We start from the raw sequence: 21,518 nt of genomic DNA, 5'->3' as shown, positions 1-21,518 counted from the left end.
ACTGTCCCGGACATCGTGTAATCGGTGACCCAGGTCTCACTACCCCCGTTCGGGGGTGAAGGAGTGGTTCCGTGTCCGAGATGGTGGAAGCGGTGGAGTTGCGTACGGCGCTGCTGCGGCTGAGGCGCGCCACCGGGCTGCCCGTCGCCTTCGGCGGACTGCTCCAGGAGGGCCGCGCGATGCGGATCGCCGAGCTGAGCGGTGCGATGACGCCCGCGCTGAGCGGCCTGGCGATCTCGGCAGGCTCGGGCCTGGGAGGGAAGTGCCTGGCCCTCTCCCGCCCGTGCGCGGTCACGGACTACCCGTCGTCGCGGCACATCACTCACGAGTACGACGTCCCCGTCTCGGCGGAGGGCCTGCGCGCGGTGATCGCCGTCCCCGTCGTCGTGCGGCGCAAGGTGCGCGGCGTGCTGTACGGGGCGCTGCGGGAGTCCCTGCCGATCGGCGAGCGCGTCTTCGACGCGGCGATGGCGGCGGCCCGTGACGTCGAGCAGGCCCTCGCGGTGCGGGACGAGGTGCGGCGGCTGCTCGCGCCCCCGGCGCCCGGCCCGTCCTGGGAGGAGGTCCGCCAGGCGTACGGGGAGCTGCGCGAGCTCGCGCCGAAGGTCCTGGACCCGGAGCTGCGGGCGCGGCTGCTCGCGGTGTGCGGGCGGCTGGAGACGGCCGCCGCGTCTCCCGCGCCGGTGCCGGGCGTGGCGCTCACGCCCCGCGAGACGGACGTCCTGGCGGCGGTCGCCTCCGGCGCGACGAACGCGACGGCGGCGGAGCGCCTCGGCCTGCGCCCGGAGACGGTGAAGGGCTACCTCCGCTCGGCGATGCGCAAGCTGGGCGCCCACACCCGCCTGGAGGCGGTGGTGGCGGCCCGGAGGGCGGGGGCGCTGCCGTAGGGGCGGGGGCGCGCGGGCCCGAGCGTCCCGGCGCTCGCCCTGGGCCGCTCACCCGGAGGATCCGGTCCGCCGCCCTGCCGCGGTATGCGACGCCGGTCGCCCGTCACGGCGTTCCCGATCGGCCGTCAGTCCTCCGCGTACACGATGTCGTACGGGGTGCCGGGGGGTGTCATGAGCCGGAGGGTCCGCTCGGCCTCGGCGGTGAGGGCGGTGCGCGTCGCACGCGGCACGCGCGCGAAGGGTTCGACGGTGAGCGTCGTGCGGTCCCTCGCCTCGTCGAGGCGCCAGATCCCGGCGAGGAACCCGTCCACGAGGAACGTGCGGTGCGCCTGGTTGCCGGTCCAGGTGCGGCCGTGGTGCTCGGCGGGGACGACCCGGGCGCGGTCGGCGTGCGAGAGGAGCAGGTTGTCGAACTCGGGCAGGAAGCGGGGCGGCGCGGGGGCGTCCTCGTCGGGGCGGGGCGCGTCGGGCAGGTCGAAGAGCTCGGTGCCCCGCTCGTCCCGGAAGACGAGCAGCTCGGGCCGCAGCCGCTCGAAGGCCGGGCGGAGCCGGGTGAGACCGCACCAGGTCTGCATGTCCTTGACGGAGGCGGGGCCGAAGGCGCCGAGGTAGCGGCGTACGGTCTCGTCGAGGTCGGCGGCTTCGTCCTCGGGCCCGTCGAACCACGTGCGGGCGGTGGTGAGCGCGACCTGCCCGCCGCGCCCCCACAGGCCGCGCGGGGTGACCTGCACCATCAGGAGCAGGCAGCGGGCGGCGACGGACAGCGCCTGCGGATCGGCCTGCGGCCACTCCCGGAGCAGCCGTTCCCGCAGCTCCTTGGGGGTGCGGGGCCGCTCCTCGACGTGGGCGGTCGCCAGGGCGGCGAGCCGGTCGAGGTCGACGCCGTCGAGCCCCTTGCGGAACGTCTTCAGCTCCCGGTCGATGGCCCCGGCCTGGACGAGCCGGCGCAGACCGACGGCGTCGCGGGCGGTGTGGGTGTGGACGGTGGACCGCAGCGAGACGATCCGGGCGACCCGCCGGGACTCCATCAGGGCGGACAGGTCCTCGGGCCGGAAGCCGTCGAGGCGGGCGGCGAGGGCGTAGTACGGGGGCTTGGTGTTCTGTGCCTGGAGGCCGACGAGACGGGCGACGGCCTCCTCGACGCCGAGCGGGGCGGGGCGCAGGAGCAGCTGCCGGTCGAGGGTGGCGCGGTTCAGGGCGCGGGGGCCGAGCACGGGGTGGGTCGTCTTGAGGGCCATGGTCGGCACGCTAGCGACAGTTGCGGACAGCTGCCGTCCTCGATGCGGACCGGGCGGACCGGCAATATCCGGACGGAAAGGTTTCGCCCCATATATCCTGCTCTCGTCCGTGCCCCGCCCTCCACCCGCGGACGCACCCCGGACCTGCGGAGTCGCCGAGGCCACCGACCGAGGAGGAGGTGAGCGACGCATGTCCGACCGGCGCCCCCGCGCGGCCTGGCGCCGCCGCGCCGAACCGCCGCCCGAGACCTCGTCCGCGCAGCCGCCCCCGGCGGCGCCGAACGCGAGGGGGCCGGGCGGGGCCCCCTCGAACGGGGTGCGGTCGAGCGTGGTGCAGTCGACGCTCTACCGCAACGGCCACCGGGTCTCCTCCCCCACCACCCTCGCGGACACCTTCCGCCAGCTGCGCGAGCACCCCGACGGCATGGCCTGGATCGGGCTCCAGCACCCGACGGACGAGGAACTCCACTCCCTGGCGGCCGAGTTCGACCTGCACGAGCTGGCCGTCGAGGACGCGCGGGAGGCCCATCAGCGCCCCAAGCTGGAGCGGTACGGCGACACGCTCTTCGTCGTCCTGCGCGCCGCCCGCTACCTCGACGCCCCGGAGGAGGTCGAGTTCGGCGAGCTCCACGTCTTCGTGGGCCCCGACTTCCTCATCACGGTCCGGCACGGCGCCGCCCCGGACCTCTCGGCCGTCCGCCGCCGCATGGAGGAGGACCCGGGCCTGCTGGCCCTGGGTCCCGAAGCCGTCCTGTACGCGATCCTCGACGCGGTGGTCGACGGCTACGCGCCGGTGGTGGCGGGCGTCCAGAACGACATCGACGAGATCGAGACGGAGGTCTTCGGCGGCGACCCGGCGGTCTCCCGCCGCATCTACGAACTCTCCCGCGAGATGGTCGAGTTCCAGCGCGCCACCCGCCCCCTCGTGGGCATGCTCCACGCCCTGATGGCCGGCTTCGCCAAGTACGGCACGGACGAGGAGCTCCAGCGCTACCTCCGCGACGTCGCCGACCACGTCACCCACACCAGCGAACGCGTCGACGGCTTCCGCCAGGCCCTGGCGGACATCCTCACGGTCAACGCGACCCTGGTCACCCAACAGCAGAACGCCGAGATGCGCGCCCTGGCGGAAGCGGGCTTCGAGCAGAACGAGGAGATCAAGCGGATCTCGTCCTGGGCCGCCATCCTCTTCGCTCCCACCCTCGTGGGAACCATCTACGGCATGAACTTCGACTCCATGCCGGAGCTCCGCTGGGGCCTCGGATACCCCTTCGCGATCGGCTTGATGGCGATCGTATGTGTCAGTTTGTACGCCATTTTCAAGCGTCGCGACTGGCTCTGAGAAGGGGTGCGGCCCCCGAGGGCCGGTGCCTCCGGGGGCCGCTCGCGTCGGTCGACGTCTACCGTGCCGAGTATCCGAAGGCCACGCCGTTGGCCGGCAGGCCGCCCGAGCCGGGCTTGTACGTGGTCACGGGAGCGACCGTGCCGCCCTGGGTCACGTTGGACATCGGCAGCGCGTACAGCGCGCCGGTGGCCAGGGGCCCGGAGGGCATGCCCACGTACAGCCTGGTCGCCGTGAAGTGGATGCTCCTGCCCAGGTACTGGTTGGCGCCGGGGGTGCCGGGGATGCCGTCCCCGTCGCCGGCCTCGATCCAGCGGTCGTTCGGACCGGCCGATCCGGCCAGCGAGAACGTGTGGACCGCGCCCGCGTTGGCGACGGTGCCGATGTCCTCGCCGGGCGTTCCCACGGCGAGCCGCATGGACGCCACGGTGCTCACCGAACCGGGGGCGGTGTTGACGGCGGCCAGCGTCTCGCCCATGCGGTCGCCGGTCTCGGAGGTGCCGGACACGTCGTCGTCCGCGGTGCCCTGCTTGAGCTCGCGCAGGTAGCTCCAGGTGCCGTCGGGCTTGATGCGGATCTGCACCACGCGGCCCGCGTTGGCGCGGTCCTCGGTGCCGACCGTCACGCTCTCGCCGGGGGAGCCGATCGCCAGGATCGACTCCGTGGCGGCTGCGGCGCCGCTGGCCCGGAACGGGGCGATGGCCACCGCGTAGCCGAACTGGTCGCCCGCCTCGGCACCGCCGGAGATGGCCGCGTTGTTCTGGTCGAGTCCGGCCAGCGGCAGGGGGTGGCCGGTGGAGTCGAAGCGGTTGGCGTCGAAGATCGCGACGCCGCCGGCCTTCGCCGTGCTGCCGATGGCCTCGTTGGGGGAGCCGATGGCGATGTAGTTCTGGTCGGCGGCCACGGACCAGCCGAAGAGGTCGCCCGCCTCGGGGTCACCGGGAACACCGGCCGTCGCCTGGCTCAGCGCCACGCTGGTGGTGCCGTACACGTAGAACGAGGAACCCGCCTGCTTGATGTCGCCGATGGCCTCACCGGGCAGGCTGATGATCAGGTACGGCCGGCCGGCGTCGTTCACCGCGGCCGCGATCCTGTGGCCCATCCGGTCGCCCGCCTCGGACGCCGAGCCCCCGATCGCGCCCGTGCCGGAGCCCTGCTCGAAGTGCGTGGCCTTCAGAGTGCCGGCGCCCAGGCCACCGGCCGCGCCGTACAGGATGTCGACGAAGCCCGCGTCGACGGCGGTGCCGACGGTCTCGCTCGGGGTGCCGGCCACCAGGTCGGTGAAGCCGTCCTTGTTCCAGTCGATGGTGGCGAGGGTCTCGCCGAAGTAGTCGTCCGCCTCGGAGCCGCCCGGCACCCAGTCCAGGTCCTGGCTGATCTCCGCGGTGCCCTTGCCGCCGCCGTACACGATGCGGATCAGACCGGCCTTGGCGTCCGTGCCGACGGTGGCCTGGGGGTCGGAGATCGCGATGTCCTCCACGCCGTCACCGTTGAAGTCGGTCATCCCGGCCGGCTTCGGGGTGGTGCCCCCGCCGCCGAGCGCGGCACCGAGGTCGATCCGCGGGGTGGTGGCGCCGGTGTAGACGATGGGCCGGCCGCTGCTCTTCAGCAGGGCCGTCAGGTCGGCGACGCTCTTGGTGGGGAAGGCCTGCTTGAGCACGGCGAAGGCGCCGGTCACGTGCGGAGCGGCCATGGAGGTGCCGTTCTTGGAGGCGTAGGTGCCGCCGGGCACCGAGGACACGATGCCCGTGCCGGGGGCGAACAGGTCGAGCAGCGGGCCCCGGTTGGTGAAGGAGGACAGCTCGTCGTCGTCGGTGGTGGAGCCGACCGTGACGGCGGAGGAGATGCAGCCGGGCATGCTCACCGCGTCGGTGTGGCCGTTGTTGCCGGCCGCGATCACGGTGGCCACGCCGGCGCCGAGCAGGCTGTCGACGACCGGCTTGCGCAGATCGGTGTCGCAGGCGGTGGTGTAACGGCCGTTGCCGAGGCTGAGGTTGGCCGCGACGATCGGCGTACCGGCCTGCTTGAGCTTCAGCACGTGCTCGAGGCCCTTGAGCTGGGCGCTCTGGTAGCTGCCCACGCAGGGGGCGACGCCACCGCAGAACTCCTCGGTGGTGAACTGGCTGAAGACCTGGATGGCGACGATGTCGGCGCCGGGCGCGACACCGTGCTTGGGAGCGCCGGTGATGCCGGTGCCGTTGCCCGCGGCGATGCCGGCCACGTGGGTGCCGTGGTCGCAGTCGGCCATGGTCGCGCAGGGGCCGGCCGCGGTGTTGGCGGCACCGGTGCCCTCCTGCGTGTCGGCGCCGTTCGGGCACAGGCTGACGATGCCGCTCTCGGCGTCGCTCGGCGAGAAGCAGGCCTCGGCCACGACCCGGTTCTTCAGGAACGGGTGACCGGTGTCGACACCGGTGTCCAGGACGGCGATCGCCTGGCCCGTGCCGGTCTTGCCCGCCGCGTAGGCGTCGTCACCGCCGATGAGCGGGATGCTCTGGTCCAGGGTCGCCCGCTCCACCTTGTCCTCGGTGACGCTGACCACGCCCGGCTTCGCGGCGAGTCGGTCGAGCCCGGCCCGGTCCACCTTGAGGGTGACCACCGGCACGGTCTCGAATTCCTGCTTCTTCTCGCCGGCGGTCGCCGCGTCGGCGACGTCCGCGAGGGTCTCGGTGACGACGTTGACGCGGATCTTGCCGCCGCTCGCGGTCCGGTCGTAGAGCGGCGGGTCGACCGGGTCGGTCGCGGCTCCGGCCGCTGTGGCGGTGATCGACGGCGTGACGGCGTGGGCCGGTATCGCGGCGCCGAGGGTCACGGCCGTCATCGCGGTGACGACCGTCGCCCAGATCGTTCTCTTCATATTGCCTCGGTGAGCAGGGGGCGTGCCGTGGCCAGGCCCGTGGGGAGGCGGGCACGGCGCAGCCCGGGGAGACGTGGGGGAGCGATGGGGTGCGGGGTCCTGGTGGAACGGGCCGGGCGGCGGTAGGTGTCCGCCACCCGGCCCGTCGGCGCCCGAGGGGCGCGCTCCGTCAGGAGGTCGTGCTGTGCGTCGTCAGAAGGTGCCGGGGACCGTGATCAGGTCTTGTTGGCACCGTTCTTCGGGTTGCCCTTCCAGGCCACGGCCTTGAGGTAGACGTACGCGTAGGAGTTGCACTTCCAGCGGACCAGGATGTTGTACGCCTTGCAGCTGTGCGTCTTCATCGTGCTGTAGAAGGCGTTGTCGACGTTCGACTTCTTGCTGCGGTCCAGGTAGTACTTGTAGCCCTTGTACGTGTTGCCGATCAGGCCGTAGCCGTAGTCGTGGGTGTCGCACGCGGCCCGGAAGTTGAAGCCGCCCGGGCGGCTGATGTTCGGGCCGGGGGTGCTGCATCCGTCGTAGATGATGCCGGCCACGCGGAAGCCGGTCGGCGTGTACCGGAAGTACGGCCAGTGCCAGCCGTAGTGCGCGGCCCACGCGACGCAGCCGCGGTTGAGGTACCACATCCACTCGGTGGCGCGGTTGCAGTAGCGCGGGTAGGCCTGCGGGTCGTTGATCTCACCGGTGGTGAAGTCCCCGGCCGGGGGCGCGGTCGCGGTTCCGTCGCCGGCCGGGCCCTGCAGGGACTCGGTGGAGGACGGCAGGTCGGTGCCGACGGGCTGGGCGTTCGGGGCGGCCGACCCGGCCGGGAACGCCAGGTCCCACTCGCCGTTGGACGGCGAGGCGACGTCGGAGACACGACCCGTGGAGTCGTAGGCGTACGACGAGACCGGGTCGGTGCCCTCGACCGGGTTGGTCACGTTGCGCAGCAGGCCCGAGGCGTCGTAGGAGTAGCGCGCCAGCGTCTGCGTGGTGGCGCCCGACGTGAGGGTGATCTCCTTGGCGCGGCCCGCGTACTCACCGAGCGCCGTGCCGGTGGCCGTCGTGGCGGTCGAGTACTTGACCGTCAGCGACTGCGCCGGGGTGTCGGCGGTGGCGGGCTCGCCGACCGTGGCGACCCGGCCCTTGGTGTCGTAGGTGACCGTGGCGGTGGCGCCGTCGGCCAGGTTGCCCACGCTGGTCACGCGCCACTTGTCGGTGCCCGGGGCGACCTGCTTCCAGTTGTAGGTGGCCGTGAGGTTGGCGACCCCGATGGGCGCGCCGGCGTCCTCGTCGCCGGTCACGTCGGTGTCCGGGGTGCCGGTGGCCGGGGCGAGGGTCTCGACCGCGGTGGTCACCAGCGTGCCGGTCGCCTCGTTGTACGTGGTGGTCTCGGTGAGCTTGTCGCCGGTGGTGGTCTCGTACTTCTTGACGCCGCCGCCGCTCGGGTAGTCGACGCTGCTCTTCAGGGCGTACGAGACGGAGACCTTCGCGTCGAGGTCGGTGACCACGACGGAGTCGGCCTTCTGCTCCAGCTTGCGGTTGAGCTGGCCCCCCAGGAACCCGGCTTCCCAGCCGGGGCCGAAGACGCCCTGGTCCGGACGGGTGGCGGGTGCCGACTCCGGCCTGGCGACTCCGTCCGCGCCCTGGGTCACCGTGTGGGTCCGGCCCATGAGGCCCTCGGCCACATCGGTCTCGGCCAGTTCGAAGGACTTCTCCGCGGTGGAGTACAGGCCGGGACCGACCTGCTGGATCTCTCCGTCGGCCAGCGGCGGATCGACGGTGGCGGCCGCGGCCTGCGGCTGCACGGTGACAGCGGCTCCGGCGGTCTGCTGCGGGAGCAGCAGCGCCATGGAAAGCGCGGCCATGACAGGCAGGGCTGTCTTGCGCACGAGTTCCCCCCTCGTGTCGTCGGTGTGTTGCTTGATCGCTGCGGACCGTAGACCGGTGTCGATCACCGCGACAAGTGCCTTACAAGTGGGTGTAGTTGATTCCGCTTCCTTGCAGCAGCGAAGAGTGCCCGCCCGCCGCCCGAGGTTGAGTACGCGTACTCATGTGGCGCGTGCGGGCCGTCCCGAGACTGGGCGCATGACGCGAACCCGAGCCCGGATCAGGGCAGTTGACCCCGTAATGCACCGTCGGCGCACCTTCGCGGTGACGGCTCTCGCCGCCCTGGCCCTGACCGCCTGCGGCTCCGAGGAGCCCGCTTCCCAGGGGGAGCGGGGCAAGTCCGCCGTCGCCGCCCCGACCAGGGACGACGCGGCCTTCGTCAAGATGCTGGACGAGGTGGCGCGGGAGTGCCCCCCGCCGGGCACGAAGAGGCAGTCGCCGGCCGCCCCGGAGGGCGAGGCGCCGACCGCTCCGGTGGAGACGCCGCCCGGTGCCACGGCGGAGACGCCGCCGGGCGGCGCGGTCGAGCCCGTCACCCCCACGGCGGGCCCGGAAGTGGAGCTCGACGCCCACGACCGGTGCGCCGGCGTCCAGCACGAACAGCGCGTGGCCGAGGCGGTCCTGCAGCTCAAGAAGCCCGACCCCGCCCAGGTCAGGAAGACGTTGAACGGCCTCGGCTACACCGACGGGCGCATCCACGGCCTGAAGCAGTCCGGCGCCACCACGAAGTTCGTCGTCGACCTCCGCGACAAGGGAGGGCGGCTGTGCCTGGACGGCACGGCCAACGGCGAACTGACGGAGGTCGACGCCTGCTCCGCACCCGCCGATGGACCGTTCAATATTGCAAATATCCACCGCCGATCATGATTCCGATGTGACTCAGGTCACAGGTTTCGCCTCATTCTGGGTGATCAACTGGCGACATCACGTTACCCATGAATGGGAGATAGTGTCCTAAATCGATGCTGTAGCGGCGAGTTAGGGAGCGCCGGGCCATTGAGGGGCAGTTGTCCACGGAGGTTGCCATAAAGGTTGCTTCCGCAATCAGTCGCGCCGCGGAAGGCTGCGGTCCGCCGCTTTCGGAGACACGCTCCCGCGCGTCGGCGTCTCCTGACAGACTCTCGGGCCGTGAAGATCAACGTGCTGCGGGGCTCCCTGGTCGTGGGAGCCCTCGCCCTCCTCTGCTCAGTCCTGTTCGCCCTGCCGGCGAACGCCGCCTACGAGAACTGTGAGAGACCGTCCCTCTGCCTCTACCAGGGCGCCGGCGGTACCGGCGAGAGCCTGCGGCTCCCGCTGGACGGCACCGCCACCGTCACCGGCTCGGGCTGGGACGACAAGGCCGTGTCCGTGTACAACAACACCCACTTCTGGGGCTGCGTGTACGCGAACACCTACCTCGGCGGCGCCGTGGAGACGATCCCGCCGGGCACCCGCGGCGACCTGAGGACGCTCGGGCTGCAGGTGACCTCCCACAAGCTGGCCCCCTCGCAGGGCGGCTGCTTCACGGGGTACGAGCGCTGCCCCGTCGGTCAGCTGTGCATCTTCAAGGAGCCGAACGGCCGTGGCGGGATGTACGGCACCCCGAACGACCACCCGGGCTACCTCGCCGGGGTCTGGGCGGACAACGTGCGCTCGGTCGTGAACCGCACCGAGAAGGTCGCCTGCTTCTTCGACGACGCCTCCTGGACGGGCGAGTGGACGCAGGCCGGACAGCCCGTCGCCAAGGCGTACAAGGTCAACGCCGGCGACAGCACGTCGCTCACGGCCCCCTTCGACGCGTCCTTCCGGTCGCACCGGCTCAGGACCCCGGACGCCGACCCCGCCACGGACAAGGAATGCCTGTCATGACACGCCCCGCACCCCGTACCGCCCAGCGCGGCGGCGCACGTCTGGCGGCCGCCGCCACCGCACTGGGCTCGGTGCTCCTGCTCACCGCCCCGGGCCCGACGAGCGCGGCCGAGGAACCGCCGCCCGCCCCCGAGCTGGCCCACTGGACCGCCCAGACCGCGGACAGCAGGCTGCTCGCGCCCGGCGTGGAGTACTTCCGCTACAAGGAGACCGCGCCGATCGCCCAGCGCCCGTACCCGCGTGAGCTGAACGTCGTCCGGGTCGACCCCGCCAAGGGCGCCCTGCGGATCGAGAGCACCTTCGGCAGGAAGGCCGGGACCGGCGAGACCGTCCGGGAGATGACGGCCGCCCTGCCCGGGACCCCCCTCGCGGCGATCAACGGCGGCTACTTCATGAACGAGGGCACCCCGGACACGACGGACGCCGTACCGGAGACCGTCCAGACCTTCGGCGCCACCGTCCGCGACGGGGAGGTGATGGGAGCCTCCTGCCTCCTGAACAGGAACCGGTACGGCGTGGTGCTCCAGTACGGCGTGCCGTACGTCGCCAAGCTGGAGACCGACATCAGCGTGACCAGCAGCCTGACGGAGGAACAGGGCAGGCCGTACGGCGAGGCCGCCCAGCGCGTGGACGACGTCAACCGGAACCCCGGCGGCGCCCTGGGCTGCCCGCGCGACGCCGACGACGACGCCGGCGGGACGGGCCCCTACCAGGACGCCTATGGCAAGGAGCTGACCGCCTACACGGACCCGACCGAGTTCGTGCTGTTCAACTCCTCCTACAGGACGACGACGCCGAAGCCGGACGTCAACAAGAACATCGCCGCCGACGACCAGGCCGGGTACGAGGTGGTGCTGGACGCCACGACCGGCGCGATCCTCGACGGCGGCCCGGGCCGGGGCGGCCGCACGGTCGGCAAGGGCCAGTACGTCCTCCAGGCGATCGGGGACCACCAGACCGACTGGCTGCGCCGGCAACAGCAGATGAAGGCCACCCTCACGGTCACGCAGAAGCTCTGGGACCACCGCTTCGAGGCCGACGGCATCAAGCGGGAGATCCCCCTGGACGAGACGGTGGACGTCGTCGACGGCGGATCCCTGCTCATGCGCGACGGCGTCGACAGGTACGGCAGCTCGGGGCCCACGGGCTACGCCCACGGCAGCTGCGGCCGCCTCTACGACGAGAACGGCCGGAGCAAGGAGGTCACCGCCGCGACCCCCCAGGCCAGGACCGACTTCTGCCGGGACTCCCGCACCGCCGTCGGCGTGGACGACCGGGGCCGCACCCTCCTGGTCACCCTGAGCGGACCGCGCGACCAGTACCACCCCGACGGCGGTTTCCTCGCGGAGGTCACCGAGCCGCTGAAGGCCCTCGGCGTCGTGGACGCCCTCAACCAGGACGGCGGCGGCTCGTCGACGATGCTGCTCGGCGACGGCGCGCGTCCGGTGAACGGCCTGACCGACGGCCCGGCTCCCGGCGTCGAGCGCCGGGTCTACGACTCGCTCTACGTCGCCGCCGGCGGCAGCCCGGTCGTGGGGTAGGGCGTCGCCGGCGGTACGGCCACGAGGGCCCCGGCGTCAGCCCGCCGAGGCCCTCGGTACGCGGTCGGCCCGGCCGGGCCTACTCCGGGAACAGCCGTTCCAGGGTCCGAGCGAGGGCCCGGTCGGCGGCCGCGTCGGCCGCGTCGGGCGTGTCGGCGACGCAGATCAGATAGCCGAGGCGGTCGTGCGAGGACCGCATCGGGCGGACGGGCGTCCCGGGAGCGGGGAGGGACAGGCGCAGTCGCACCAACCCGGGTGTCTCCGCACCCGGGTCGAGGTCCGTCGGGACCTCCGGGGCGGTCGTCTCGCGCGGCGCCTGGACGAAGCGGATCGCGGCGGCGCGAGCGGCGTGCGGGGCGGGCTCGGACGCCGCGCCGGTCGCGTCGAGGAGGGACTCGCGCATCATGTCGCGGCCGGTGGCGAGCTGGACCAGTTCCCAGATGCGGTCACCGCCGAGCCGCCGGTTGATCTCGATGACCGCCGGGCCGTCCGCGGTGAGCATGATCTCCACGTGGGAGGGGCCGTCCAGATGGCCGACGGACTTGAGGGCGAGGACGGCCTCGTCCGCCACGGCCGTCCGCTCGGCGGCGGTGAGCCGGGCCGGGACCACGTGGCCCGTCTCCACGAAGTGCGGGGCACCGGTGGTGTGCTTCTCGGTCACGGCCACGACCTCGTGGGCACCCGCCACCGAGCGGACCTCCACGCTGAACTCCCGGCCCGAGATCATCTCCTCCGCCAGGAGGGCCCCCTGGTCCGCGGCCGCCGTGTGGGCCCAGGCCGCCTCCAGGTCGCCCGGCTCCTTCAGGGCGTGGACGCCGGCGCTGCCCGCGCCGGACGCGGGCTTCACCACCACCGGGAGGCCCACCTCCCGGACGAACTCCGCGAGCTCCTCGGGGGCGGCGCAGACCCGGTGCCGGACGGTGCGGCAGCCGCCCGCCGCCAGCAGGTCGCGTACGGCCGCCTTGTCCTGGCCGAGGCTCGTGGTCGGGCCCGGGACGCAGGGGATGCCGAGGCCCTCGGCGATCACGGCGACGGCGGGCAGCGACAGCTCGCGGAAGCCGGCCACGGCGTCGAAGGGGTCGGTCGCGTGCAGCTCGGCCGCGCGGCGCAGGGCCTCGGCCGTGTCGGTGTAGTCGACGGTCGTCTGCCGCTCCGGCCAGGGGCTGTGGGGCGTCCCCGGCGTCTGCATCAGGGTCACTCGGGCCGGCAGCCCCATCAGGCAGTTGGCCAGCTCGGGCCAGGCTCCGACGAGGAGGAGGTGCATGGTGCGCTCCTGGGAGGAAGGGAAGGAAGGATGAGGGGCGGCCGCGTCACACGAGCGCGTCGAGCGTGGTGACCACCGCGACGCCCCGGGCCGGTGGCGGCGGTGTCGGGCCCCGGTGGGGGCGGTGGAGCCAGACCGCGCCGAGGCCGGCCCCGTGGGCGCCGAGGGCGTCGGCCTCCAGGCTGTCGCCGATGTGCACGGTCCGCGCGGCCGGGACGCCCAGTCGGCGGCAGGCCAGGGCGAAGGCCTCCCGGCGCGGCTTGGCGATGCCCGTGTCACCGGAGACCGTCACCGCGTCGAGCCACGGCGCCAGGCCCAACTGCTCTGTTCTTCGCCGCTGTTGCGGGCCGTCCGAGTTGGACAGGACGCCGATGCGGCGCCCCGACGCGCGTACCCGGGCGAGGAACGGGAGCACGTCGGGGTAGAGCCGGAGCCGGGACTCGACCTCGCGTCTGCGGTGCGCTTCGACGGCGTCGAGCTCCGGCACGTCGGGCACGGGCCGTCCCATCCGGGTGAGCAGGGCTGCCAGCCGCCGCCGCTCCAGCTCCCGGTAGCCGATGGCGCCCGCCGTGAACCGCGGGTAGAGCTCCTCGGTGAGCTCCATCCACTCCGCGAAGTCCGCGTCGGGGCCCAGGACGTGGGCGAGCGCGGCCGGACTCGCCTCGCTGAAGTCGATCAGCGTGTCGTCGAGGTCCAGAAGGACGCCCGCGCAGTCCTCAGGCAGTTCCATGGGCAGCTCCCCCGACGCGCACCGACCGACGCAGCAGCGCGGCCGCGCCCGCCAGGCCGAGGGCCGCGCTGATCAGCCAGAACAGGGTAGTGCCCGAGCCGGGGACGTCGAGCAGCCGGCCCGCGAGCATGCCGGCGGCGACGCCGCCGACCGCCCAGGCGAAGGTGACGTAGCCGAGGTAGGCGCCGGTCTCGCCGGGCGGCGCCAGCTGGACGGCGACGACGTCCGCGGCGGTGATGAGGGCCAGTTCGCCCACGGTGACCAGGAGCAGCCCCCCGTACAGGCCGGGGCGGCCGGGGACCAGGCACACCAGGCTTCCGGCGGACATCGTCAGCGACCCGATCGCCAGCACCTTCAGCCGGGCCGCCAGCGACCAGCCGTCGGCGCGGCGGCCGACGACACCGCCGAAGGCGACCACGACCAGGGCGTTCAGGGCGTTGACCACGGCCACGTCGTAGGCGCTCAGGTCCCTCAGCTCGGCCTCCAGGGGCAGCGCCGAGACCAGCAGGGAGATGCCGAACCAGAGGGGGACGGTGCTGGCGCAGTAGCCCATGAAGGACCGGTGGCGCAGCGGCGCGAGCACGGCCTTGCCGAAGCGCGCGCCCGGGTTGGTCTCGTCGGCGATCCGGCGGGTGACCAGGAACCCGGCCACCGTGCTGATCCCGTAGGCGCCGGCCGACAGGGCGAGCGGCAGCGCCGGGTGGCCGGCGCCCGACAGGGCGGCGGCGGCGAGCGGGCCGAACAGCGCGCCCAGGTTGGTCGCGATGTAGAAGCCCGCGAAGGACGAGGCCGCGTTGCCCTGGGCGACCCGGGCGAGCAGCAGTCTGGCGCCGGCGTTGTACGCGGCCCCGCCGAGGCCGTCGAGGACGAGGGCGCCGAGCCACAGCGGGAAGCTGGTGCCGCTCGCGAGGAGCCCGTACGCGACGGTCTCGGCGAACAGGCCGCCGACCAGCATCGGCCGGGCGCCCCACCGGTCGCAGGCGATGCCGAGCGGGATGCTGAACGCGCGCCGGAACAGGGCGTGCGTGGCGACGAGCAGTCCCACGTCGGCGGCGCTCATCGTGCCGCTGCGCAGCGCGATCACGCCGAGCATCGGGATGCTGAGGTAGAAGCCGAGGCTGGTGACCACCCGGGTCGCCGAGATCGTGAGGACGGCCCGCCGCATCGGCACGGGGGGAGCGGCGGCGGTGGCGGTCACGGGGTGTGGTCCTTCTTGTCCGCCCCCGCCGTCATGGTCAGTGGTTCGCCGGGGCGCAGCCCCGCGTCGGCGCCGGTGATCAGCTCGGGCACGGCGACGAGGATGTTGTAGTGGTTGGGCAGGTGGATCTCGTCGAAGCCGTGGATGGTTCCGACGAGGCGGTTGCCCGCGTACAGCTCGTCGCCGACCTCCAGGACGCCGCCCCGGGAGATCTCGGCGAATCCGAGGTACGAGACCTCGTTCATCGGCTCGGCCGGGTCGGTGCCGGGGCGGCACAGGATGAACTCGTGGATCTCCCCGGCCCGCAGGCAGCGGGTGCGCAGCGGGGCGGGCACCAGTGCCCGGTCGTTCCTGCGGTGTCGCATGACGGCCACCCAGTGGGCGGTCACGTCGCTGCGGGCGGAGAAGAGGGTCGAAGTCGTGGGGGCCACTGTCAGGTTCCGTTCCTTGCCTTGTCCGTTTTGTGGGTCGGCCGGCGGGTCAGCGGATCGCGACCACGCGGTTGGCCAGCCTGCCGACGGATTCGATCTCCACCTCGATCTCGTCGCCGACGCTCAGGCCGCCGGCGCCGACCGGGGTTCCCGTCAGGAGCACGTCGCCGGGGTTCAGCGTCATGGCGGCGGAGACCCGCTCGATCAGTCCGGCGATCTCCAGGAGCATCTGGGAGGTGCGTCCGTGCTGGACGACCACGCCGTTGCGCCGGGCGGTGATGCCGAGGTCGGCGACGTCGATGCCGGTCACGATCCAGGGGCCGATCGGGCAGGAGGTGTCGAAGCCCTTGGCCCGGGTCCACTGGCCGTCGCTGCGCTGGGCGTCGCGGGCCGTCACGTCGTTGGCGCAGGTGTAGCCGAGCACGTACTCCTGCGCGCTCCCGTGCGGCACCCGGCTGCAGGTGCGGCCGATGACCACGGCGAGCTCGGCCTCGAAGCCGATCTCGTCGGAGAAGGCGGGCTGCACGATCGGCTCGCCGTGGGCGAGCAGCGAGGTGCTGGGCTTGAGGAAGAGCGGGGAGTCCCCGGGGCCGTCGACGGTGCCCGCGTAGTTGCGGCCGATGCCCACGGCCTTGGCGGAGTCGGGGACGGGCGAGAGCAGCGTCACGGACCGGGCGGGGATCCGGGGGCCGTCCGGCTGCCGGAGCGGTTCCGCCGATCCGTCGAAGGGGTTCCGCTCCAGGAGGACGTACTCGATGCCGTCCGGGCCGCCGGGGCCCGTCGGTGCGGCTACGACGGCCGCGTAGTGCTCGGTGCCGTCGTGATGGACTCGGACTCGCGCCAGTCGCATACCTGTTCCTCGGAATGGTGGGAGGTGGATTCGGGGTGGTGCCGGTGGACCACCAGCCCGCTCCACGGCTTGGGGGTGAGCGAGGTGGTCTTGCGGGGCATGAGCAGGCCCCGGGCGGCCCGTTCGCGTACCGCCGAGAAGGCGACCGGCGGCAGGATCAGGGCGGTGCCGGACGTGGCCGCGGCCCGCGCGACGGCCCGGTCCCGGCGGGCCTCGAACTCCACGCCCCGGCCGTCCGGCCGTACCCGCGCGATCAGCCGTTCGGCGAGCCGGTAGGCCGCCAGCGGGTCGTGGACGTGTTCCGGCAGCAGGCCGCGCACGTCGACGGCGTGCGCGGGACGGGAGGGGAGCGGATGCGGTTCCCCGGCGGCCGCGAGCAGTTCGGCCGCCGGCACTCCGGTCAGCACCCGGTGGATGGCCGACGAGGTGAGCGGGTGGCGGCCGACGTCGACGACCATGGCGAGCAGGGTCCGGCCGGGGCCCGTGGGGTCGGCCCGGTACTGCTCCTCGGCGGCGGCCCAGCGGTGGTGGCCGTCGGCGATGCAGAGCGGCCGGCCCGCGAGGTAGGCGTCCAGCGTGCCCAGCCGTACGGGGTCGTCGACCCGCCACAGCCGGATGCGGCACCCTTCGGCCCAGGTCTCGACGAGCGGCCGGCCGGCCGCCACCCGGTCCAGGCAGGCCGCGCCCGCCTCGACGGAGGGGGCGGCGTCGGGGTCCGCCTCGGAGCCGTCGAAGCAGAGCAGCACCGGTTCGAGGTCCGCGCCCGCGGCCTTGCGGCGGTGGGCCTGGGCCCGCACCCGGTGGGGGTCGACCTCCTCGTGCGGGCGCACCTCGGCGGAGCCGGGATGCGCCAGGTCGAGCACGCCGATCAGGCCCCGCTGCACGCGCGCGTCGCCGGTGCACTGCTCGACGACGTACAGGCTCGGGTCCGCGTCCCGGCGGAGCACCTCGCGGGCGGTCCACTCCCGCAGCAACCGCGCGGTGCCGTCGGCTTGTCCGCAGGTCTCCCGTCCTTCGAGGAGGTCGGGCCGGACCAGCCGCAGGAAGGCGTGGGGGTGGGCGGCGAGGGCGGCGGCGCGGTCGGCGGTGACGCCGTCGCCGGGCGGGCTGAGGAGTCCGTGCGGGGGGCCGCCGGCCGCCGGACCGTACCGCAGGGCGCGGAACGGTCGCAGCGGCGCGGCGGTGGACAGGGGTCCCGTCCTCACTGCTCGGGCGCCACGTCGATCCGCAGCATGTCGCGCAGCTCGGCGAAGCGGGCGTCGAGGTCGGCCGCGTCGTCCACGGTGAAGACGACGTGGCCGTGCGCCTGCCAGATGTGCGGGGGCACCTGGACGGCGTCGCCGATGTTCTTGTAGAGCTCGACCTCGACCACGCCCTCGGAGGCGCGGACCTCCTCGACCCCGCTGATCGAGGTGATCACGCCGGCCTTCTCGGCGAAGAACATGAAGAAGCCGGTGGGGCGGACCGGGGCCGGGGGGTCGAGGTTCGGGGTGCGGCCGAGCGAGACGTCGAGGACCGCGTCGACCATGTCCACTCCGGTGCTGGTGAGCACCGAGCGGTAGATGGGGCCGCCGCCGAGCCGGGCGGCGGTCTCCAGGATGACCGGCTCGCCGTCGGCGGTGATGCGGAACTCGGTGTGCGTGGCGCCGGTGTGGATGTTCAGGGCGTCGTGCGCGTTGGCCGTCAGTTCCTTGATGCGGGCCTGGAGTTCGGGGGCGAGCCGGGTGGGCGTGCAGTAGAAGACCTCCTCGAAGAAGGGGCCCTCCATCGGCAGCGGCTTGTCGTGGATCGCGACGACGTGGGTGACGCCGTCCCGCACGATGGACTCGACGCTGATCTCGTCGCCCTGGATGTAGCCCTCCAGGAGCAGGGCGGCACCGTACTTCTCGCGGTCGGCGCGGTACAGCGGGTCGTAGTCGAAGCCGTCCCAGGAGCCGGAGCGGATCAGCTCGAAGTGCTCGTCGAGCTCGGTCTCGTCGTCGACGCGGCGGACGTACATGCTGCCGCCGCCGATGAGCGGCTTCATGACCAGCGGGTAGCCGATGTCGGTGGCCAGCTTGCGGGCCTCGTCGAGGGTGTGGGCGAGGCCGAAGCCGGGGCCGGGGACGTCGCCGTGGCGGGCGAACTCGGTGCGCATCTCGAACTTGTTGCGGGCGATGTGCGCGGTCTTCTCGGAGACGAACGGGACGCCGAGGGCGGCGGCGACCGCGGCCGCGGCGGGCACGCTGTGCTCGACGAAGGCGACGACCGCGTCGATCTTCTCGGTCTCGGAGGCGGCGAGTTCGAGGGCCGCGGCGACGGTGTCCTCGATGCTGCTGGTGTCGGCGGCGACGACGCGGTCGACGAACTCGGTCTCCCAGGTGGGGTTCTTGACGATGAGGAGCAGGCGCTCCCCGTGCAGGCGGGCGCGGGCGAAGTGCCGCTTGCGGCTGGCGTTGCTGGTGTGCAGGATCAGGACGCTCATGTCGGTTCAGTTCCTCTTGAGGGTGAGCAGGAAGTCGGGTGCCATCTCGGTGGCGGGGACGATGCACTCGACGAGCGTGGGCCGGGCCGGGCCGTCGGCCGGGGCGAGGATCTCGTCCCAGGCGCTCTTGAGGGCGTCGGTGTCGGTGACGCGGTGCGAGCGCCATCCGAAGGAGGCGGCGACCGACTGCCAGTCGACGGAGGTGAACGAGGAGCTCACCGGGTCGCCGCCGAGCAGGTCGGTGGCGTGGCGGTCGATGAGGCCGAGGCGCTCGTTGTTCAGCAGGAAGTAGACGAGCGGCAGGCCGAGCCGGGCCGCGGTCTCCATCTCGTGCATGGCCATGGACAGTCCGCCGTCGCCGCCGATGGCGACGACCCGGGCGCCGGGGCGGGCGACGGAGGCGCCGATGGCGGCCGGCAGGGCGTAGCCGAGGCTGCCGGTGCCGCGCGGGGTGAGCAGCCTGCGGGTGCCGCCGCGCAGCCGGACGGCGGCGCCGGCCCAGCCGCTGGAGACGCTGGCGTCGGCGACGAGGATGCCGTCCTCGGGCAGCGCGTCGGTGAGCATCCGGCAGAGGGTGTCGGTCAGGCCGGTGTCCCAGCGCGGCTCCGCGCGGTGGACGTCCGGTCCCGGGTAGCGGAAGCCGTCCAGTTCGCGTCGCAGCGCCTCGCAGAAGGCGCGGACGTCGGACTGCACGACGATGCCGCCGCGGGCGCCGCGGACCAGTTCGGCCGCGTCGTCGCTGACGTTGACCAGGGTCTGGTGGGGCTCGGGCCAGCTGTAGCCGTCGGAGGACTTGTCGCCGAGCTTGCTGCCGAGCACGATCACGCAGTCGGCCTCGTGCACGTAGCGGTTGGCGACTTCGAGGCCCTTGGCGCCGGTGACGCCGAGCGAGCGGGCGTCGTCCTCGTCGACCGCGCCCTTGCCGTTGAGCGTGGTGGCCACGGGCAGTCCGGTCTCCCGGGACAGGGCGCGCAGCTCCTCGACGGCGCCGGAGAGGTGGACGCCGCCGCCGGCGACCACGACGGTCTGGCGGGCGTTCCGCACGGCGTCGGCCGCGGCGGTGACGAGCGCGGGGTCGGGGTAGGCCCGCACCTGCGGGTAGGCGCAGCCCCAGGACGCGGACGCCGGGCTCGGACCGCCGTGGACGGCCTGGTCGAGGCTGTCGGCGGGGAATTCCAGGAGTACGGGTCCGGTGCGGGGGGTCGCGGCCGCGGACAGCGCGCCGGCCACCTCCTCGCGGGTGCGCTCGGGGCCGGCCAGCCGGACGGTCTTCTTGGTGACGGGGCCGAACAGGGCCTGCTGGTCGACCTCGCCGGTGGCCCAGCGGTCCTCCTTGCGCCGCGCCATGCCGCTGGCCAGGAAGACCAGCGGGGTGGAGCTGTTGCGCGCCTCCAGGAGGGCGGGGGTGGTCCAGGGCGATCCGATGCCGCCGGGCGCGTCGCACACGCCGACCCGGCCCGAGATCCGGGCGTACGCCTCGGCCATGTAGCCGGCGCAGCGCGGGCAGCGGGCCAGCACGTGGTCGACCTCGGGGCGCTGCTGGAGGGCGACGTAGAGCGGGAGCGAGGTCTCGCCGGGGAAGCCGAAGACGTGCTGGACGCCGGCGCGGGCGAGCTCGTCGACGGCGGCTTCGGCGACGGTCGGCGCCGTCGGGGCGGCGGCCGGGGTCACGGGGGTGGAGGGAAGGCTCACAGGTCCGCCTCGGCGATCTCGAAGTCGATGACCTGGGAGGGCGACGGGCGGTGCGGGCGCACTCCACCGGTCAGGTTGACCAGGACGTTGGCGTCGGAGGGCACCCGGCCGTCGGCGACGGCCGCGATCACTCCGGCGAAGGCGGTGGCCGCGGCGTGGCAGACCTCGATGCCCTCGACGGTGCGCAGCAGGTCCTTGGCGTGCTCGATCTCCTCGGTGGTCACGGACCGGATGTCACCGCCCGACTCCTTCGCCACATCGCGGATGTAGGGGTAGCTGGGGGTGGGGTTGCCGCGCAGGATGGCGTACGCCGGCCCCTTGGGGTTCTTGACGATGTGCCGGTCCTGGATGGTCTCGGAGTCCTCGGCGTACGCGTGGGCCATGGGGGCGCAGCTGGCCTGCTGCATGGCGACGAAGCGGGGCAGCCTGGAGAGCCGGCCGAGCCTGAGGTACTCGAGGGCGCCCTTGTACGCGCCGAGCAGGCCCATGCCGCTGCTGACCGCCTGGAACACGTAGTCCGGGGTGACCGGCATGGCGTCGAACGCCTCCAGGTAGGCCAGCTTGAGGCCCTCGCGCCGGGAGAGGCTGAAGAAGCCGCCCTCGGAGAAGAGGCCGTTCTCCTCGGCGTAGCGCTGGGCGGCGTTGCCCGCGGTGGCGAACTCGCCGTCGATGGCGTACGTCTTGACCCGCGGGTGGTCGCCGTAGTTGAGGCGGTGCACGAACGCCCGGCCGGCGAAGATGTGGGCCTCGAAGCCGGGCACGATCTGGACGGCGCGGCCGTAGGAGGTCGAGCTGTTGCCCGTCGAGGCGAGTGCGAGCTTCGTGATTCCGAGCTCCCCGAACCGGGAAATTCCCATGGAGGCGATACGGTCCTTGGTGGAACGGGTCGGATTGAAGGACTCGTCCTTCAGAAAGAGGCCGGGAAGGCCTATCTCCGCGCCGAGCTTGTGCGACTGAATACAGGGCGAGTTTCCGTCGCCCAGCCACACGACGTTCTTCGGGTCCCGAACCGGAATGAGCGGGAAATAGCGCAGGAGCGGATTGGGGGAATCCTCCCACTCGGTCTGCGCGGCGTAATCGAGGTCGTAGATGGCGTCCATGGCCCCGGAGCACTCGGGACAGCGGTTGAGCGTCGGGTCGTCGCTCTCCTTCCCGCAGCGAATGCAGCAGTGGTGGACGACCTTCTCGCTCGATCCACGCGCGTAACTGTCGATAAGTTCCGCGTACTTGACGAACGGCATGACGGACCCCTTGGGCGTCGATGGAGTACTGGAGGCGGCCGGCCTGCGGCCTGGCGGCGGGCATCCGCGCCA

General features: G+C 72.9%; 17 protein-coding genes. 5 read left to right on the top strand and 12 right to left on the bottom strand.

The window, feature by feature from the left end; translation table 11 throughout:
- The first annotated feature begins 80 nt into the window (after positions 1-80).
- Positions 81-887 carry a response regulator transcription factor gene (locus tag ACIGW4_RS23630; RefSeq protein WP_398713487.1) on the top strand — a complete coding sequence of 269 codons (807 nt, stop codon included), beginning with the start codon at positions 81-83 and terminating at the stop codon, positions 885-887.
- Between the two features lie 125 nt (positions 888-1,012).
- Here the strand turns inward: ACIGW4_RS23630 and ACIGW4_RS23625 are convergent, their stop codons facing one another.
- Complete coding sequence (locus ACIGW4_RS23625; RefSeq protein ID WP_399582686.1) at positions 1,013-2,125, bottom strand: winged helix DNA-binding domain-containing protein; 1,113 nt, start codon at positions 2,123-2,125, stop codon at positions 1,013-1,015.
- 190 nt (positions 2,126-2,315) lie between these two features.
- Here ACIGW4_RS23625 and ACIGW4_RS23620 point away from each other — a divergent pair, with 190 nt between their 5' ends.
- Positions 2,316-3,467 (top strand): magnesium and cobalt transport protein CorA, encoded by a 1,152-nt coding sequence (locus ACIGW4_RS23620; RefSeq protein WP_399582684.1) that lies wholly within the window; start codon positions 2,316-2,318, stop codon positions 3,465-3,467.
- 58 nt (positions 3,468-3,525) lie between these two features.
- Here the strand turns inward: ACIGW4_RS23620 and ACIGW4_RS23615 are convergent, their stop codons facing one another.
- Both ACIGW4_RS23615 and ACIGW4_RS23610 read right to left on the bottom strand, forming a co-directional pair.
- Complete coding sequence (locus tag ACIGW4_RS23615) at positions 3,526-6,321, bottom strand: S8 family serine peptidase (RefSeq protein ID WP_398713421.1); 2,796 nt, start codon at positions 6,319-6,321, stop codon at positions 3,526-3,528.
- Between the two features lie 215 nt (positions 6,322-6,536).
- Entirely contained in the window at positions 6,537-8,189 is a 1,653-nt protein-coding gene (locus ACIGW4_RS23610) for a phospholipase A2 (RefSeq protein WP_123457563.1), read from the bottom strand.
- A gap of 196 nt (positions 8,190-8,385) precedes the next feature.
- On the opposite strand from ACIGW4_RS23610, the gene ACIGW4_RS23605 reads away from it, so the two are divergent.
- The 3 genes from ACIGW4_RS23605 to ACIGW4_RS23595 all read left to right on the top strand — a co-directional run bounded on the left by ACIGW4_RS23605 (position 8,386) and on the right by ACIGW4_RS23595 (position 11,576).
- A complete protein-coding gene (locus tag ACIGW4_RS23605) occupies positions 8,386-9,054 on the top strand; it encodes a hypothetical protein (protein ID WP_399582682.1) in 669 nt (222 codons plus the stop codon).
- A 261-nt stretch (positions 9,055-9,315) separates the two neighbouring features.
- Entirely contained in the window at positions 9,316-10,035 is a 720-nt protein-coding gene (locus ACIGW4_RS23600) for a peptidase inhibitor family I36 protein (RefSeq protein ID WP_185094674.1), read from the top strand.
- A complete protein-coding gene (locus ACIGW4_RS23595) occupies positions 10,032-11,576 on the top strand; it encodes a phosphodiester glycosidase family protein (protein WP_399582680.1) in 1,545 nt (514 codons plus the stop codon). The genes ACIGW4_RS23600 and ACIGW4_RS23595 overlap by 4 nt, the downstream gene beginning before the upstream one ends.
- 79 nt (positions 11,577-11,655) lie before the next feature.
- Here the strand turns inward: ACIGW4_RS23595 and ACIGW4_RS23590 are convergent, their stop codons facing one another.
- Genes ACIGW4_RS23590 through ACIGW4_RS23550 form a run of 9 tightly spaced genes read right to left on the bottom strand, consistent with a single transcriptional unit; the run spans position 11,656 to position 21,446 of the window.
- A complete protein-coding gene (locus tag ACIGW4_RS23590) occupies positions 11,656-12,840 on the bottom strand; it encodes an ATP-grasp domain-containing protein (RefSeq protein WP_399582678.1) in 1,185 nt (394 codons plus the stop codon).
- 46 nt (positions 12,841-12,886) lie between these two features.
- Complete coding sequence (locus ACIGW4_RS23585; protein ID WP_398713416.1) at positions 12,887-13,570, bottom strand: HAD family hydrolase; 684 nt, start codon at positions 13,568-13,570, stop codon at positions 12,887-12,889.
- The gene (locus ACIGW4_RS23580) at positions 13,557-14,768 is read right to left on the bottom strand and encodes an MFS transporter (protein WP_123456102.1); all 1,212 of its coding nucleotides are present in this window, start codon (positions 14,766-14,768) and stop codon (positions 13,557-13,559) included. The genes ACIGW4_RS23585 and ACIGW4_RS23580 overlap by 14 nt, the downstream gene beginning before the upstream one ends.
- Positions 14,765-15,199, bottom strand: a complete 435-nt coding sequence (locus ACIGW4_RS23575; protein WP_123456101.1) for a DUF6917 domain-containing protein — start codon at positions 15,197-15,199, stop codon at positions 14,765-14,767. Before ACIGW4_RS23575 ends, ACIGW4_RS23580 begins: the two co-directional genes overlap by 4 nt.
- A 49-nt stretch (positions 15,200-15,248) precedes the next feature.
- A complete protein-coding gene (locus tag ACIGW4_RS23570) occupies positions 15,249-16,049 on the bottom strand; it encodes a fumarylacetoacetate hydrolase family protein (RefSeq protein WP_123456100.1) in 801 nt (266 codons plus the stop codon).
- Positions 15,989-17,254, bottom strand: coding sequence for a DUF1015 family protein (locus ACIGW4_RS23565; RefSeq protein ID WP_399582676.1), 1,266 nt, complete (start codon positions 17,252-17,254; stop codon positions 15,989-15,991). Before ACIGW4_RS23565 ends, ACIGW4_RS23570 begins: the two co-directional genes overlap by 61 nt.
- On the bottom strand, positions 17,251-18,513 hold the full coding sequence (locus ACIGW4_RS23560; protein WP_123456099.1) for an ATP-grasp domain-containing protein: 1,263 nt from the start codon (positions 18,511-18,513) through the stop codon (positions 17,251-17,253). The genes ACIGW4_RS23565 and ACIGW4_RS23560 overlap by 4 nt, the downstream gene beginning before the upstream one ends.
- Positions 18,514-18,519: 6 nt before the next feature.
- Entirely contained in the window at positions 18,520-20,205 is a 1,686-nt protein-coding gene (locus ACIGW4_RS23555) for a thiamine pyrophosphate-binding protein (RefSeq protein WP_123456098.1), read from the bottom strand.
- Positions 20,202-21,446 carry a pyridoxal-phosphate dependent enzyme gene (locus ACIGW4_RS23550; RefSeq protein WP_399582673.1) on the bottom strand — a complete coding sequence of 415 codons (1,245 nt, stop codon included), beginning with the start codon at positions 21,444-21,446 and terminating at the stop codon, positions 20,202-20,204. The genes ACIGW4_RS23555 and ACIGW4_RS23550 overlap by 4 nt, the downstream gene beginning before the upstream one ends.
- Positions 21,447-21,518: the final 72 nt, after the last annotated feature.

The sequence above is a fragment of the Streptomyces sp. NPDC053513 genome (assembly GCF_044544765.1).
GTDB classification, from domain to species: Bacteria; Actinomycetota; Actinomycetes; order Streptomycetales; family Streptomycetaceae; genus Streptomyces; species Streptomyces litmocidini.
Note: the sequence above shows the minus strand (reverse complement) of the source record. Positions and strands in the feature narration are given on the sequence as shown.